Origin of the sequence: Flavicella marina, assembly GCF_009193215.1 — a bacterium.
GTDB lineage: Bacteria > Bacteroidota > Bacteroidia > Flavobacteriales > Flavobacteriaceae > Flavicella > Flavicella marina.
This window is the reverse complement of sequence record NZ_VYVA01000001.1, coordinates 91475-107298: the sequence shown is the minus strand read 5'-3', so window position 1 is coordinate 107298 and position 15824 is coordinate 91475. Positions and strand designations below refer to the sequence as shown.

General features: G+C 34.3%; 11 protein-coding genes. 8 read left to right on the top strand and 3 right to left on the bottom strand.

Annotated elements, in window-relative coordinates:
- Positions 1-119 precede the first annotated feature (119 nt).
- From F6P99_RS00350 to F6P99_RS00315, 8 genes are all read left to right on the top strand, one after another.
- Entirely contained in the window at positions 120-1238 is a 1119-nt protein-coding gene (locus F6P99_RS00350) for a Zn-dependent alcohol dehydrogenase (protein WP_152285458.1), read from the top strand.
- 1 nt (position 1239) lies between these two features.
- A complete protein-coding gene (locus F6P99_RS00345; protein WP_152285457.1) occupies positions 1240-2043 on the top strand; it encodes an alpha/beta hydrolase in 804 nt (267 codons plus the stop codon).
- 21 nt (positions 2044-2064) lie between these two features.
- A complete protein-coding gene (locus tag F6P99_RS00340; RefSeq protein WP_152285456.1) occupies positions 2065-3222 on the top strand; it encodes a cytochrome P450 in 1158 nt (385 codons plus the stop codon).
- An 11-nt stretch (positions 3223-3233) separates the two neighbouring features.
- Positions 3234-3548, top strand: a complete 315-nt coding sequence (locus F6P99_RS00335; protein ID WP_152285455.1) for a 2Fe-2S iron-sulfur cluster-binding protein — start codon at positions 3234-3236, stop codon at positions 3546-3548.
- An 11-nt stretch (positions 3549-3559) separates the two neighbouring features.
- Positions 3560-4807, top strand: coding sequence for an NAD(P)/FAD-dependent oxidoreductase (locus tag F6P99_RS00330; RefSeq protein ID WP_152285454.1), 1248 nt, complete (start codon positions 3560-3562; stop codon positions 4805-4807).
- Between the two features lie 8 nt (positions 4808-4815).
- Positions 4816-7365 (top strand): sugar-binding domain-containing protein, encoded by a 2550-nt coding sequence (locus F6P99_RS00325; RefSeq protein ID WP_152285453.1) that lies wholly within the window; start codon positions 4816-4818, stop codon positions 7363-7365.
- A gap of 201 nt (positions 7366-7566) precedes the next feature.
- On the top strand, positions 7567-9120 hold the full coding sequence (locus tag F6P99_RS00320) for an alpha-L-fucosidase (RefSeq protein ID WP_152285452.1): 1554 nt from the start codon (positions 7567-7569) through the stop codon (positions 9118-9120).
- 217 nt (positions 9121-9337) lie between these two features.
- Entirely contained in the window at positions 9338-10183 is an 846-nt protein-coding gene (locus F6P99_RS00315; RefSeq protein ID WP_152285451.1) for a T9SS type A sorting domain-containing protein, read from the top strand.
- 114 nt (positions 10184-10297) lie between these two features.
- Here F6P99_RS00315 and F6P99_RS00310 read toward each other — a convergent pair whose 3' ends face one another.
- The 3 genes from F6P99_RS00310 to F6P99_RS00300 form a co-directional block, all read right to left on the bottom strand.
- Entirely contained in the window at positions 10298-11377 is a 1080-nt protein-coding gene (locus F6P99_RS00310; RefSeq protein ID WP_226912977.1) for a glycoside hydrolase family protein, read from the bottom strand.
- Positions 11374-12624, bottom strand: a complete 1251-nt coding sequence (locus F6P99_RS00305) for a family 16 glycosylhydrolase (RefSeq protein WP_152285450.1) — start codon at positions 12622-12624, stop codon at positions 11374-11376. Before F6P99_RS00305 ends, F6P99_RS00310 begins: the two co-directional genes overlap by 4 nt.
- 185 nt (positions 12625-12809) lie before the next feature.
- The gene (locus tag F6P99_RS00300; RefSeq protein ID WP_152285449.1) at positions 12810-15824 is read right to left on the bottom strand and encodes a glycoside hydrolase family 2 TIM barrel-domain containing protein; all 3015 of its coding nucleotides are present in this window, start codon (positions 15822-15824) and stop codon (positions 12810-12812) included.

Genomic DNA, 15824 nt, shown 5'->3' with positions numbered 1-15824 from the left:
AATATATAAAGTATTTTAATAATGTCAATATAGGATACTATTGTGCTAGAATAAGTACTTTTTGAAGTTGTAATCATGTCTAATTTTGAATTTGGATAAATCAAGATAAAAAAGACGAAATGAGTATAATATGTAATGCAGCTATTGCAGACGGTAAAGGAGGGTTTACCATAGAAAAGATTCATGTTGAAAATCCTAAAAGTGATGAGGTATTGGTTGCAATAAAAGCCGCTGGTTTATGTCATACAGATCACGATTCATTGAGCTGGGGAAAACCTATTGTAATGGGACATGAAGGAGCAGGTATTGTCTCAGCTATTGGTGATGCTGTTACTACTGTAAAAGTCGGTGATGCGGTTATATTGAATTGGGCAACTCCTTGTGGTACTTGTTTTCAATGTACACACGAAAATGAACATATTTGTGAGAATAATTCTCCAGTAGTAGCCGGTGGTAACGGTTATACCGATGGGCATGCGCATATTGAAGGAACTACTGTGGATGGTGTTGCGATTGAACGTTCTTTTAATATAGGTACTTTATCAGAGTTTACATTGGTAAAAGAATCAGCAGTAGTAAAAAATCCTATTCAAGATATGAGTTTTTCAGCTGCAAGTATTGTCAGTTGTGGTGTGATGACAGGTTTTGGGTCTGCAGTGAATACAGCACAAGTTTATGAAGGAGCCTCTGCTGTTGTACTTGGAACAGGTGGTGTAGGGTTAAATGTAATTCAAGGAATAAAAGTTTCAAAGGCGGCAAAAATTATTGCAATTGATATCAATCAGCAACGATTAGACATGGCAATACAATTTGGGGCAACCCATACAATTTTAGCTGATAAAGATGATAAAGGTTTGCTGAAAGCAGCAGAAAAAGTGAAAGAGTTAACAGAAGGAAGAGGTGCTGATTTTGCATTTGAGTGTACCGCAATACCCGCGTTAGGGGCTGCTCCTTTAGCAATGGTAAGAAATGCGGGCACCGCAGTGCAGGTAAGTGGAATCGAACAAGAAGTATTAATAGATATGGCATTGTTTGAATGGGATAAAAAATACATCAATCCGCTTTACGGAAAGTGCAACCCTCAAAAAGATTTTCCTAAAATAATTGAACATTATAAAAATGGAGATATCATGTTGGATGAAATGATTACCAGAACCTATCCTTTAGATAATTTACAGCAAGCTTTCGATGATATGCTTGCTGGTAAAAATGCCAAAGGTGTAATTGTATTTGATTGATATGTCAAAATTTAAAACTACAGAAATTTCTGACCCTCGATTTGAGGCTAATAATTTGAGACATATTACGGTCAAGTCTCAAAATATGAAAGGCAGAGGAGATATCTCGGTCTATGTGCCGAAAGGTTATGTTACTAGTGATTTGCCATTTGTAATTTTGCTACATGGAGTGTATGGTAGTCACTGGATCTGGTCCCAAAAGACAGGAATTCATTTAAAAATGCAAGAGTGGATCGATCAAAAATTGATTGAACCAATGGTTATTGCAATGCCTTCCGATGGTTTGTGGGGAGATGGAAGTGCTTATGTAAAACATACAAGTGCGGATTTTGAAAAATGGATTGTTGAAGATGTTCCGAATGCTTTAATAGAATTGATTTCTCAGGTAAGTGAAAATTCAAAAATGTTCATTGCAGGACTGTCTATGGGGGGATTCGGAGCTTTGCGTTTAGGTGTTAAATACAACAAGCTTTTTTCTGGAGTATCTGGCTTGTCATCAATTACTAAAATTGAAGAGATGAAATTGTTTGTAGAAGAACCTTTGAGTTCCTATGATCAGGGTAATCAAGAAGAAATTTCGGTTTTTCAAACGATACAGAAACATAAAAATAATTTGCCACCATTGCGTTTTGATTGCGGTGTGGATGATGAATTGATTGAGGGGAATCGTGAGTTACACAAACAATTATCTGCTCTAAATATTGAGCATGATTATAGAGAAAATCCAGGTAAACACGAATGGAGTTATTGGGAAACACATATCAAAGAAAGTATGTTGTTTTTTAATGAAATTTTAAAAAAATAATAAAACTTAAATTATCATATCATGGAAAAAAGTGCCTTACCAGATGTTTTTGAAGAAGCTAGAATTAGCAAAGGTTATGGAAAAATGAACGATCAAGATGATCCAGTAACAATGATTCTTGGTCTTAAGGATGTTAGAAAATGTGCCCATAATTGGAAAAACTTTCAATCAGGTGCAGAACCAGGAAGAATTGTGGTGCCTTCTGAAGTGAATATTAGGGATACAAGGCAAATTCCTTTTGAGGTTGATCCACCAGAACACAAAGATTTTCGAGCCTTGGTTGAACCATGGTTCAAAAGGCCATTAGAAGAAAAGTATTCTCAAGAGTTAAAGAATCAAATCGAAGCATTAGTAGAAGAAGTATTGACACTAGATTCAGTGGAAGTGATCGAAGAGTTTTCTTTGAAATTACAGTCAAGAGCGCTTACGTTATTGTTAAATATACCTTATTCTGAAGCCGATTTATGGATTTCATGGGGAACACACGTGTTTCGAAGTGAAGGAAATGATTTAGATGGAGATAAGGCAAAAATTCTATACGATTATATAGATGAAAAAATTTCTGAAGCAATTGAAAATCCAGGAGATGATTTGTATTCTATGTTGTTATCTGCAACAGTAAATGGAAAAAAATTAACTAGAGAAGAGGTAAAAGGCGTAATGATTTTAACATTTTCTGGAGGTAGGGATACAGTAATCAATGCGGTAACCAATTCGATAGCGTATTTTGCAGAACATCCTGAATCTTTAAAAAAGTTGTTAGAGGAGCCAGAAGTCACAGGAAAAGCAGTTGAGGAATTGATACGATATTTTTCTCCATTGACTCATATGGGTAGAGTTGTAACAAAAGATACAGAGGTCTGCGAACATGCGGTGAAAGCTGATACTAGAATTTCTTTGTGTTGGGCTTCTGCAAACAGAGATGCTAAAGTTTTCGAAAAACCTAATGAAGTTGTTTTGGATAGAAAAATCAATCCTCATGTGGCATTTGGTTTTAGCCATCATAATTGTTTAGGAGCAACACACGCAAGACAAATCATGAATATCTTATTAAAAACATTGGCGGAAAAAGTAGCCTCAATTGATATTCTTGATAGTAAAGAAAATATAGAAGATTTAGATCAGTTCAAGAGAAAAGTGGGGTACGAATATTTACAAGTAAAGTTTAATAAAAAATAAAACAGATAGCGATGGCAAAAATAACATTTATAACAAGAGAAAATGAGTCAATTATTTTAGAAGGAACTTCAGGTTCTGTGATGCAATTGGCAGTAGATAATAATATACCAGGTATTGATGGTGATTGCGGTGGAGTGTGTTCTTGTGCTACGTGTCACGTACATGTAGATCCAGCTCATACTGATAAAACGGGAGAAGCAAGTGAAATAGAAGCAGATATGTTAGAACTAAATGACCATGCAAACGAACAAAGTCGTTTGTGTTGTCAACTAGAAATTAGTGAAGATTTAGATGGTGTTGTTTTACAAGTGGCAGAATCAGAATAATAGCATAAAATATGTCTGAAAATAATACTCAAGATCAAATCTGTGTTGTAATTGGTGCAAGTCATGGTGGTGTGAATTTTGCTTTTTCTTTAAGAAAAGAAGGTTGGGAAGGAAATATTATCCTAATAGATAAAGACCCTCTAGTACCGTATCATAGACCTCCACTGTCAAAAGCATATTTGACAACTGAAGGAGGAATGGAGTCTAATTTATTGAAATCAGTAGAGAGTTATTCTAAAGAAAATATCGAGATTATGCTTGGTGTGTCCGTTGAGAAAATCGATAGAGAAAACCAAAACTTGATTCTAGCTGATGGTGAGAATTTAGCCTATGATAAGTTGGTGATAGCTACTGGCGCACGACCATTTATTCCTCCAATTAAAGGTATTGATAGAGCAAAGAATATTTTTCCTTTACGCACAGGAGCAGATGTAGAAAATATTCGAGCAGCATTTACCGAAGCGACAAGGAAAAATGTGGTGATTATTGGAGGAGGATATATCGGATTAGAAACGGCTGCTTCGTTAAGAAAACTTGGAGGTAATATAATCGTTTTAGAACGAGAAAATCGTGTGCTAGCGAGAGTTACAGCTCCTGAAATGTCTGAGTATTTTACTGAGTTGCATGCTGTAAATGGTGTTTCAGTATTGACTGAAAAGGATGTAGTGTCTATTAAAAATAATCAAAATGCTAATGAGGTTATTTGTGCTGATGGTACGATGTACGAGGCAGATTTAATTATTGTTGGTGTCGGTATTCGTGTAAATTTAGAGTTGGCGAAAACTGCGGGTTTGACAATTGATAATGGAATCTTAGTTGATGAAACTGCTAAAACAAATGATGCCAATATTTTTGCGATAGGTGACTGTACGTATCATTTCAACCCCCATTACAATAGAAAAATTAGGCTAGAATCTGTTCAGAATGCTGTTGATCAGGCGAAAGTAGCAGCTGCTGCGATTGTCGGAAAAGACCCTGTATACGATACAATCCCTTGGTTTTGGTCAGATCAATATGACGTTAAGTTACAGATGGTTGGTTTGTCACAAGGCTATACTGAAGTTTTGGTAAGAAAAGAGGATGAGCAAAAATTTTCTATTTGGTATTTCAAAGAAGATGAACTTCTTGCTGTAGACGCTGTTAATAGTCCCAAAGCTTTTGTTGTAGGAACAAAATTTATAAAAGATTCAAAAAAAATAGACAAATCAAAACTAATAGACTTAGAGGTTGTATTCAAGCCAGCTAACCTGTTAAAATAAAAATTATTATGAGAATAGTATACATGTTGATTGCACTAGTCTTTCTATCTGCATCTTGTGAAACCGAAACAAAAAACGTCCGTGAATCTTTAGATTTTAACCAGGGTTGGAAATTTAAATTAATTGATGAAGCCAAGGCTTCTGCAGTTGAATATGATGATTCGAATTGGAGAAATTTGTCAGTTCCGCATGATTGGAGTATTGAGCAAGGATATGATAAGGAAAATGGCGCTGCGAGTACTGGGTTTGTGAAGGGAGGAATGGGTTGGTACAGAAAGCACTTTACTTTACCTGAATCAGATCAGCAAAAACAAATAGAAATATTGTTCGATGGTGTGTATAATAATGCTTCTGTTTGGATCAATGGACATTTTTTGGGAAAACGACCAAATGGTTATAGTAGTTTTTCATATGATTTGTCTGAGCATCTGAATTTTGGGGCAAAAGAGAATGTGATTGCCGTAGAGGTTGACAGAAAGGCATATATAGATTCGCGTTGGTATACTGGATCTGGAATTTACAGAAAAGTACAATTAATAAAGAAAAATAAACTTCATATCAAGCAATGGGGAGTTCAAATTACAACTCCTAAAGTAACCAAAGAAAATGCCGAGGTTGTTGTTGTTACATCGATAGAGAACAATAGAGCTGAGGCTATGAAAAATGTATCTTTAAAATATCTAGTGTTGGATGCTGATAAGAATATTGTGTCTTCTATAGACAAGGATATTGATGATGTGAATAAAGGAATGTATAAATCTGTAATAAATATCGAAAATCCAAGATTTTGGGGAGTAGAAAAAGCAAATTTATATAGTATAAAAGTTGGTCTATTTGAAAATGATGTATTGATCGATGAAACTGAGGAAAATTTTGGAATCAGAACGTTTGACTTTGATGCAAATACTGGTTTTTCTTTAAATGGAGAAAGGTTGAAAATCAAAGGAGTAAACTTACATCACGATGGGGGTGCATTAGGGGTAGCTGTTCCGAAATCAATTTGGGAATACAGAGTTGATAAACTAAAGTCTATTGGGGTTAATGCAATTCGTATGTCACACAATCCTCATGCTGTTGAGTTGATGGATGTTTGTGATGAGAAAGGAATTTTAGTAATGGCAGAGGCTTTTGATGAATGGCATGTTCCAAAAGGTAAAAGTTTAGCATATCTAGGAGATAATGCAGCACCAAAGGAAGCAGCTAAAGCTTATCCAGAAGTTTTTAATGAATGGGCAGAAAGAGATTTAAAAGATTTGATTTTAAGAGATTTTAATCATCCATCTGTTATTATGTGGAGTATTGGGAATGAAATAGAATGGACCTTCCCTCATTATTCAAAAACGTTCAATGACGTAAATGATAAATCTGGGGCTCAAGGTTATGAATATGTGCCTAATTACGATGCGAAAACAGTGAAGATGGCATTCGATAAAAATGTAAAAGGTAAAGATCCTTTGGCTGAAACTGCTGAGAAACTTGTGGCATGGGCTAAAGAGGTCGATAGCACCCGTCCAATTACTTGTGGTAGTGTCTTACCTTCAGTAGGTATGGTAAGCGGTTATGGAACTGCGGTGGATGTATTTGGTTTCAATTATCGAGCTTCTGATTATGATGTTGCACATGCCGAATATCCAGATTTAAAAATCGTTGGGTCGGAAAATTGGGGAGATTATAAAGAGTGGAAAAGTATCGATGAACGTGATTTTGTCGCTGGGATTTTTACTTGGACAGGCTTTGCTTATTTAGGAGAAGCCGGACCTTGGCCAAGAAAAGGATTGGAAATATCGTTTTTTGATTATGCCGGTTTTAAAACTCCTAGAGGTCATTTTTTCGAGTGTTTGTGGAAAGAAACTCCAAAAGTATATATGGTAACGACACCTGAATCTGAATCAGAATTTTCATTTTCCAAAAAAGATGGTTGGAAGTTTGAGATGCAGTATACCCCTGCTCCTGTATGGAAAATGTTAAGAAAATGGGAATGGTATAAAGTATATCCGAAATGGAATTATTCAGATAATGAATCTATTATTGTTCAAACGTATACAAATTGTGAAGAGGCTGAATTGTTTTTAAATGATACATCCTTAGGAAAGTTAAGTAGAGCAGATTTCGCAGAGGATAACATCATAAAATGGTTGGTGCCTTATTCTAAAGGAACTTTGAAAGTGATTGGGTATAATGATGGAGTGAAAGTTGATGAATATAAATTAGGAACGCAAGGAAGTTTGCATGAGATTTCAATAAAAGCAAATAAAACAAATTTAAATGCTGATGGTTATGACACTTCTGTGGTTGAAGTTAACTTATTAGATGTTGATGGAAACTTGATTACTGATAACGATTCTGAAATAGAGTTTTTCGTGAATGAAAATTTGATGATTATTGGAATTGACAATGGATGGGAAAAGTTTGTCGGAAAACACCAAGGAAATAAAATTATTACACATCAAGGAAAAGCAATTGTAATCATACAGTCTAAAAACAAGAAAAGTTCTGGTAGCGTTTTTGCAAAAGTTGGTACAGTTAAATCTGAAGATTTGACGTTAATCACTCGATAGAATATTTTTAGTTTTTTTGATCGACGAGTTTAGAAACCATTTGTTACCCATGAAAATCTTATAGTGATTCTATTCTTTTAACCGATAAGATAATTTTGATTCTAAGTTGAGATCGGTAATACGATATGCTAATCTTTAAGTTTAACTAGTAATGAGTATTTGAATGAAATCAACATGTAATAAATTCTAATGCATTTAATTATGAGAGCACTATTGATAAGTTTGTTAGTGATAACATTAGTATCGTGTAATTCATCAGATAAAAAGAAAGATTCTGAAAAAGCCAAAATTGTATATTCCGCAGATTGGGAGTCTTTGAAACAGCATGAAACCCCGGAATGGTTTTTAGATGCGAAGTTCGGTATTTATTGTCATTGGGGGCCTTATTCTGTGCCAGAATATGAAAATGAATGGTATGCACATTGGATGTATGTGAATGAGAAAAATCCAGAAGCAAAAAATGGGAAGCCAAGTCATTTTTATACCCATCATGTTGAAACTTATGGTCCCTTAAATGAGTTTGGTTATAAAGATTTTATTCCAATGTTTAAAGCTGAAAAATTTGATGCAGCTGAGTGGGCACAATTATTTTATGACGCCGGAGCTAAATTTGCGGGTCCAGTTTCTGAACATGCTGATGGGTTTGCTATGTGGGACAGTAAGTTAACTAAATGGGATGCAAAAGAAATGGGGCCTAAACGTGATATTATGGGTGAGCTTTCGAAAGAAATTAGAAAACGTGATATGAAGTTTATTGCAACATTTCATCGTCAATGGTTGTTTGGTTGGTTTCCAACATGGGATGAGACAACAGATGCTTCTGATCCTGAGTATGCTGATTTATACGGTCCGAAATTAAAGAAAGGAGACTTTCAATATCCTTACAACCCACATGAAATTGATGCTGGTGAAGATCGTTATTATCCAAGAGCTGGTAAAGAATTTAATGACGAATGGTTGAATAGATTGAAAGAAATTATCGATAATTACAACCCAGATCTTGTATGGTTCGATAACAAAATGGACGTAGTTTCTGAAGAACATAGAAAAGAGTTTTTAGAATATTATTACAACCATGCTGAGAATAAAGGTCAAGAAGTTGTTTCGACATATAAGTTTTATGATTTTGCCAAAGGAACTGCAGTGCTAGATTTAGAACGTTCGAGAATGAAGGAGAAAAAAGATTTTCCTTGGTTGACTGATGATTCAATAGATTGGAAATCTTGGTCGCATATTAGCAATCCAAGATATAAATCAACGAATAGATTGATTGATTTTTTAGTAGATGTAGTAAGTAAAAATGGTGCTGTGTTATTGAATATTACACCAAAATCCAATGGAGAAATTCCGGAACTTGTGAAAGAAAGATTGTTAGAGATGGGCGCTTGGTTGAAAGTAAATGGTGAAGCTATTTATGGTACTCGAACATTTGAAATTTATGGAGAGGGCGATGCAAAAGTTGTTGAGGGACATTTAAGTGAAGAAAAAAATGCTGATAACACAGCAAAAGATATCCGATTTACAACCAAAGGCGATGTTTTATATGCAATAGCTTTGGATTGGCCAGAAAATGGGGAGTTGCATATTAGAACATTAAAACAAGGAAGTGAGTTATATCAAAAAGATGTAGCTTCAATTCAGTTATTGGGTAATGAAGGTAACTTGATGTTCAATAGAGATACTGAAGGGCTAAAAATTAAACTACCGAATAAAGTCGGAGATCATGCTTTTGTATTTAAAATTAACAGAAAATAACTAAGTGAAATTTGGAGATTAATAGTATTTATACCACATGAAATTGTTAAATAAATGATTTTTTGTTAATCACCTCTTTCTGTTTTATTAGCATTTCTTTGTGTTTTTCTAATCTGTATGGAGGGTTGCACATATGAAGTAGAAAATTAAACATATGAGTTAATTCTTGTTTTGTGAAGAATTTATATTTGACACTTAACCAATTAATAACTTTATTATGTTAAAAAAATTACTTTTAGTATGTGCATTTTCTGTAACTAGTTTTTCATTCGGACAAGAAGAATTGTTTGACTTTGGGGGCGATAATGGTGTAACACCTGTTTCTTCGTATGGTCTAGGTCAAAAAGGAGGTGCTGGAATTAAAAACAATGACACAAATCCAAGTAAAACTGGTATAAATCTTTCTAATACAGTAATTAAGTATCAAAAAGGTATTGGAGCAACGAATCAAGCAAGAATTCGCTTTCAAGCATTTAGTGAGAATCCTCCTGCATCCGGAGTAAATGGAACCATTGATAGATTACGTTACCTAAGTATGAAGGTGTTTATTCCTGCTTCAAGAACATCTGGAGGAACCATTAGTATAGGGTTAGCATATGGTGCTGATTTACCGACAGATTCACCAGTTTCAAGTAATACCAATACCAGAACCCAATCGTATTTAGGTACGGATGCAGGTACATGGGTGTTATTTGAATTTGACTTTGACGGAAATGCTTTAAGTACATATAATAAATTAGATGTAGTAGCTGATATAGATGATGCTACGGCATTAACAGCAGAAGAGGTGTATTATATTGATGACATTCAAAGATACGATGTGCCTGCATCAACGAGAGAATTTGAGTTGTTTAAAAATGTAAGTGTTTTTCCTAATCCTACATCAGGGAATATTTCAATTTCTGATTTAAAAGGAGCGAAAATTATTTACATTGTAAATGTACTGGGACAAAAAGTAAAGACTATGGAAGCATCTTTGTCGGTAGATGTTTCTGATTTAGTATCCGGTGTGTATTTTTTACAAACTGACAATGGTTTAAAAAGAAGAATTGTGAAAAAATAAAATTTTATATTTAGTTTAAAAAAAGCCCTTTGAGTTTATCAAAGGGCTTTTTTTTTAAGATTAAAAGACCATCAAATAGTTTTAAAATGCATTTTCAGCAAACTACAATTTTGGTTACTCTTTTTTTATTGGGATTTGAACATTAAATGAATGTAGGACTCCGTTATCGTCTTTTATGTCTGATGCACATACCAATGCAATAGGTTTGTTGTTTTCTAGATACACTTGAGGGCGTTCTAAGTGTGCTACTTTTTGTAGAGTTCCATCTTCCCATTTAATTTCTAATTTTGAGACTAAAGGGTTTTTTGCAAGTTTCCAATCAAAACCATCTTCTGAGTCAAATAATACAAGTGCTCTACCGGCATCTGTAAATGCTCCGTGCATGTCTTTTACAATCGCTCTATATTTTCCGTCTTCATACCATATAAATGGATCTTCGGCGGGGAAATCATGTCCTTCTGCTAAGAAAATAGGTTTATCATGTTTTACGAAGGGGCCGGTAGGACTATCTGATGTAGCGACACAATGTACAACCGGACCACCCCAAATACCTTTTCTTTTTTTACCTACAGCTTTGTATACTAATAAATAACCCCCATCTGGTCTTTTCGTAACCGAAGGGTTGCTAGTCAATAGAGCATCAATTGCATTCGGGTCTTCAGAAACATCAATTATGGGTTTGTCAAATCGTTTCCAAGGTCCATTTGGACTATCTGCAATTGCCACCCCTATTCTTTGGTTGTTTCTATGTATAGGGTTGAGGTCAATTTTTCCAGGAACCCCGTATATTTTTCCATCTCCCGTATTTCCCATGTAATAGAGATAGTATTTATTTCCGAATTTATGAATAGTAGGGTTGTGTGTACACAATCCATCCCAAAGATTTTTGTCACGAATTTCTAAAGCTACGTCTTTAAACTTAAAAGGGCCAAATGGACTTTCGGCAACTGCATGTGCAATTTCAGAATGTGTAACCCACGCCCAACCTAGATTTTTTTCCCATCTAGAATAAAACATATGGTACAAACCATCATTGCCTTTTGTTATTGAACCTCCCCAAATACTAATGGAATCATTTACAAATTTAGACTTCATAGCGGCTGTACCTAGTTCAATTTTATAATCCTGAGTCTCTTTTTTTTCTGTACAAGAAAACATTAGAATTCCAAGTACGAATAAGGATAGTTTTTTCATTTAGATTTTATATAGTTTTTAGTATAATGTCTTACGTAATCTACTTTCATTGAAGATCCGTCTAGAGTATCAGTAATAGCTCCAGACCATTTTATGATAGCCAAGCTTAACCAAATAGGTGATTCGCTAAAACAAAAGGTGTTTTTTTCTCTTCTAATTTCTCTTCGATCAAAATAAAAAATGATTTCTTCTTCATTCCATTCTAAACCATAGGTATGGAATTCATCCGAGAAGTTTGAGCTTTTTTGAATATCTAAAACTGCAATATCGACCCATGTACTATTTTTTAGGTATTGTACTTTGTATTCAGAAAGTAAATCGTTCCAGTTTTCTTTACTATTCCACCCGTTGATAAATTGAATACAGCCAATTTCAATTGGTTTTTTCCATTCAAATTGAATCCACTTTTCACCGGTCACTTGAGTGACCCATGATGTATTTATTCTTCCGTCAACTAAATTTGCTTCTTGGTACTGATTTCCATAATTGCCACTTGAACTAATGGTCACATTTTTATTTCTAGTATGATTCACCAATCCATCTATATCATTGTCTGCTGTTTCTGACAATACTTTAGGGTAGTTTCCTTTTTTATTGACACCATAGACTCTAAATTCTCGAATATGGAATTTTGAATCACTTTTTGATACCAATCTAATTTTAGTGGTTTCAATGGGGATTTCTAATTGAAACGAATAATCTGGTTTTGTCCCAAACGAGAAGCCTTTATGAGTTGAGAAGTGTTTTTTTCTTCCTTTTTCATCATAAGTGATGTCAGACCAATTATGAATATTCGTATTCACCTCGTTTGGAAAATGCCCTTCATTGATGTCAATTTCGAATTTTTTTCCTTCTTTAGGTTCTCCATTTCTAGTCATCAACCAAAAAGAATTGTTTGTAGCACTAGCTCCTGCATATTTATAACGACATTCAAAATATCCATATTTGAATGTCTTTTTTGTCCAGATATTTCCAGCTGTCCAATCTTGACCACCACGTTCTTCTTTTTTAGCCACCAACTCTAAAATGCCCTCATTCACAACAGCATTCTCTCTCCATCTGCTGCATAATATATGACCGCTAGGTCCGTTCTGAGACTCCCAGTTTTTATCTAGGTTTCTATCTTTGTAATCAAATTCGTCTTGCCAAGTTAATTGCCACTTAGAAAGGTCGATTATGTTCTCTTGACTGATAATCGTTTGTAATGGAATTAATATAAGGGTTAATAGTTGAAAAATTTGTTTCATATTGTATTGTAATCTTTGTTTTTTTGTTCGTACTTGTTTTCTTTTCAGGTTTTCAGAATGTTAGATATTTCCTTTAAAGAAACTTTTTTAATAGGTACAGAATTTTTTTTATTCTAATTGATCTGCTTGTTTATTATTTAAGTATTTAAAACTTCATATATTATTTCAAGTTTAGAGCAAAATAGTTATCCTTTAACTTTTACTACTTGCGACCAGTTTCCGGATTTATTAGCAATGATTCTTTTAATTTTGAACCAAATCGTTGTTTCGTTTTTCAAATCTATGGTCATCATTCCTCTGACGTTGGTTTTAAATTCTTTATCTAAATTATTTTCATCATTTCCGTAATTTACTACATAGTAATCGTCTTCTTTATTGCTTGTATATCCAATGATTAATTTTTGATCCCTAATAAATGCATCCCATACTTTAGGGGCTAATAATTTTCCGTTTGGGGTAATCGAAATAGGTTTTGGAGATGGACTTTCTCCTTTTTCGTTGATGGCTATTACCGAAACTGTATACGTTTCAGAATTTTTTAAGCCTTTAATTTCAATTGAGTTTGTTATCGTTTTTTGTGATTCTACAGTTTTCCCGGACTCATTTTTATATCGAACGAGATATTCCAAAGCTCCCGGAACTTTTTCGAAATTAATTCTTAAAGAATTATTTCCTAAATCAACAGCTGTAATGATTGGAGCTTTGGGAGTTGAGAAGGAAATGATTTTTTCGAATCGCACATAACCCGTAGGAGCAATCAATTGAATTTTTAGGTCTAGAAGCTCTTTAGATATATTTTTCCAAGATATTTCACCATCCCATGATGTATCCTCTGGGTGAATGGTAGGAAGATTTTTTAAATTCTGATCTATAATCTTTCCATTAATATTTCTTAATTCCCAATTTAAAGAATACCCATTCAATACATAACTCGGATAATCGTTCAATCCTCTAATTGGAATTAAAATTTCAGCATTTTTCGCTTCAAAATCTATATTTGTAACCTGTATATCTTTAACAGGGCTTAATTCTTTAGAAACTCGATTGAACATCCTTCTTTTTTGGCGCCAAACATTTACCAATCCCCAAACTCTGTTTTCTTCTGCTGTGGTACCTGCATAACTACTTCGATAATCGTTGAATGTCCATAAAGAAGTACCAATTACAAATTCGTTTCGACCTCTCCATAGTTCATGCCATTCAGAAAATATCTCCTGGTCTCCATCAAGTGAAGTTGAAGGGTAGGGGTCGAAACCGTACTCTGAAATAAATATAGGTTTTTCGGGCCACTCACTTCTTAATTTATTGATGATATCAAGTGGTTTTCCTTGCCAACGATACATGTTATGCATGATTATATCAACATCTGTATTTGGATCAGTTTCTCTAGTAGCCTCCTCTTTTTGGCCACTATTACTTACACATGTAACCAATCTATGTGGGTCGATTTTTTTTACATACTCGATCATTTTCTTAGCATATGATTTATGATTGGTAAGTTCATTTCCGACACTCCAGCCAATAATACACGGATGATTGATATCTCGCTCCACCATTCCTTGGATCCATGATTTTATTAATGGATACTCTGGCGCGGTAAATTCAGGGTTCGTTAAATCTCGAACATTGACCTCTTCAAACAATAAAATTCCTTTTTTATCACACAGCTCTATTAATTTTTTATTTTGAGTTCCGTGCATGATTCTCATAAAGTTAGCACCTGCTTCTTTCATTAAGTCTATATCTTTTTCAAGAATTTCAATCGGTTCCGACGAACCCCAATATCGATGTTCACTAACACGGTTAAAACCTCCTATTCTAACTGGTTCTCCATTCAGCAAAAGTTTAGATTCGGTAAGTTCAATTTTTCTAATTCCAAAACTGTTGGTTTTTGCATCTAAAATATTTTCGCCTTCCGAAATACTCGTATGAATAGTATACAGTTCTGGGTGATCAAAATGCCATAGCTTCACTTCCTCTGCAGATAATTCTCCAGTGAATATGATTTCTGATTTTTGGTTGCCTGGAACCTTTACTGTCTTTGTAAGAGATAATAGTTTTTTAGGGTTCGAAATTTCGGCGTCGATGGTGATGCTTTTGATTTGATTTGATTTGTTCTCAACGTTAACTTTGAGTTCAATGCTTGCGGTACCTTTTTCCAAATCTGGTTCTGCATGTATGTATTGATTTTTAATTCGTAGATTGTTATTTTTTACCAGTTTTACATCTCTGATGATTCCACCCCAATTCCATGTAGCTCCTACGATAAAATTATTATCAACTTCAACTGCCAATATGTTGTTTTCTGAAAAATTTAAATTTTTTCCAACTTCAAATTCAAAAGGAGTAAATCCACCTTGATGCCTTCCGATGAATGTTCCGTTTAAATATACTTTGGCTACATGATATACACCTCCAAATTGCAATCGATATTTTGAACATGAATCTGAACTCCAAGATTTAGGTACTTTAAATTCTTTTCGATACCAACCCAAACCATTGTAATTAGAATAAGAGTTTAACATACCCCAATGTCCGGGTACTTTTAATTCATTCCAATCAGAATCATCATAAGTTGGTAAGAACACCTGTTTCGGCTGTTGTTTAGCTTTCTTGTATTTTTCCTCCGGTATTGGTCTAAACAATACTGCATCTGCTGCAACTTCTCCATCGGTGATGGCAGTGATTTCTAGATAATTGTTGTCTGATGGTTTGAATTTAAAAATTCCAACACTTATCCATTCACCACAATTGATGCGCTGACTTAAATGTGTGGTGTGTTTTCCATCAGCATGATTTACATTTATTTGTGCAGTCATATGTGATACAAAAGGAGCAATTACTAGCGCTTCATAATAACCTTCTTTTTTTACTTTTGGCTTAAACCGTACGTAACACTGAGATGACTCATCACCTTTAAACCACCTGCTTAGATAATCATTTCCATGAAATACAGATCTTCTTTGACCTGTTTTTTTTACAGTCCAACTTCCAGAAACTTTAACATTTTCTTTATCTGTACTTTCAATCAAGATATCCGTTGGTTTTTCGTGAATATTTAAAGGGTTCGACCCCATGCCGTAGATAGTATTGAATTTCCAAATACCATTGAGTGATATTTCATCAGTTTCTGAAACTTCATGTTTTGTTGCACAGTTTGTAATAAAGATTGCAAGAAATAGATATAGGTACTGTCTCAT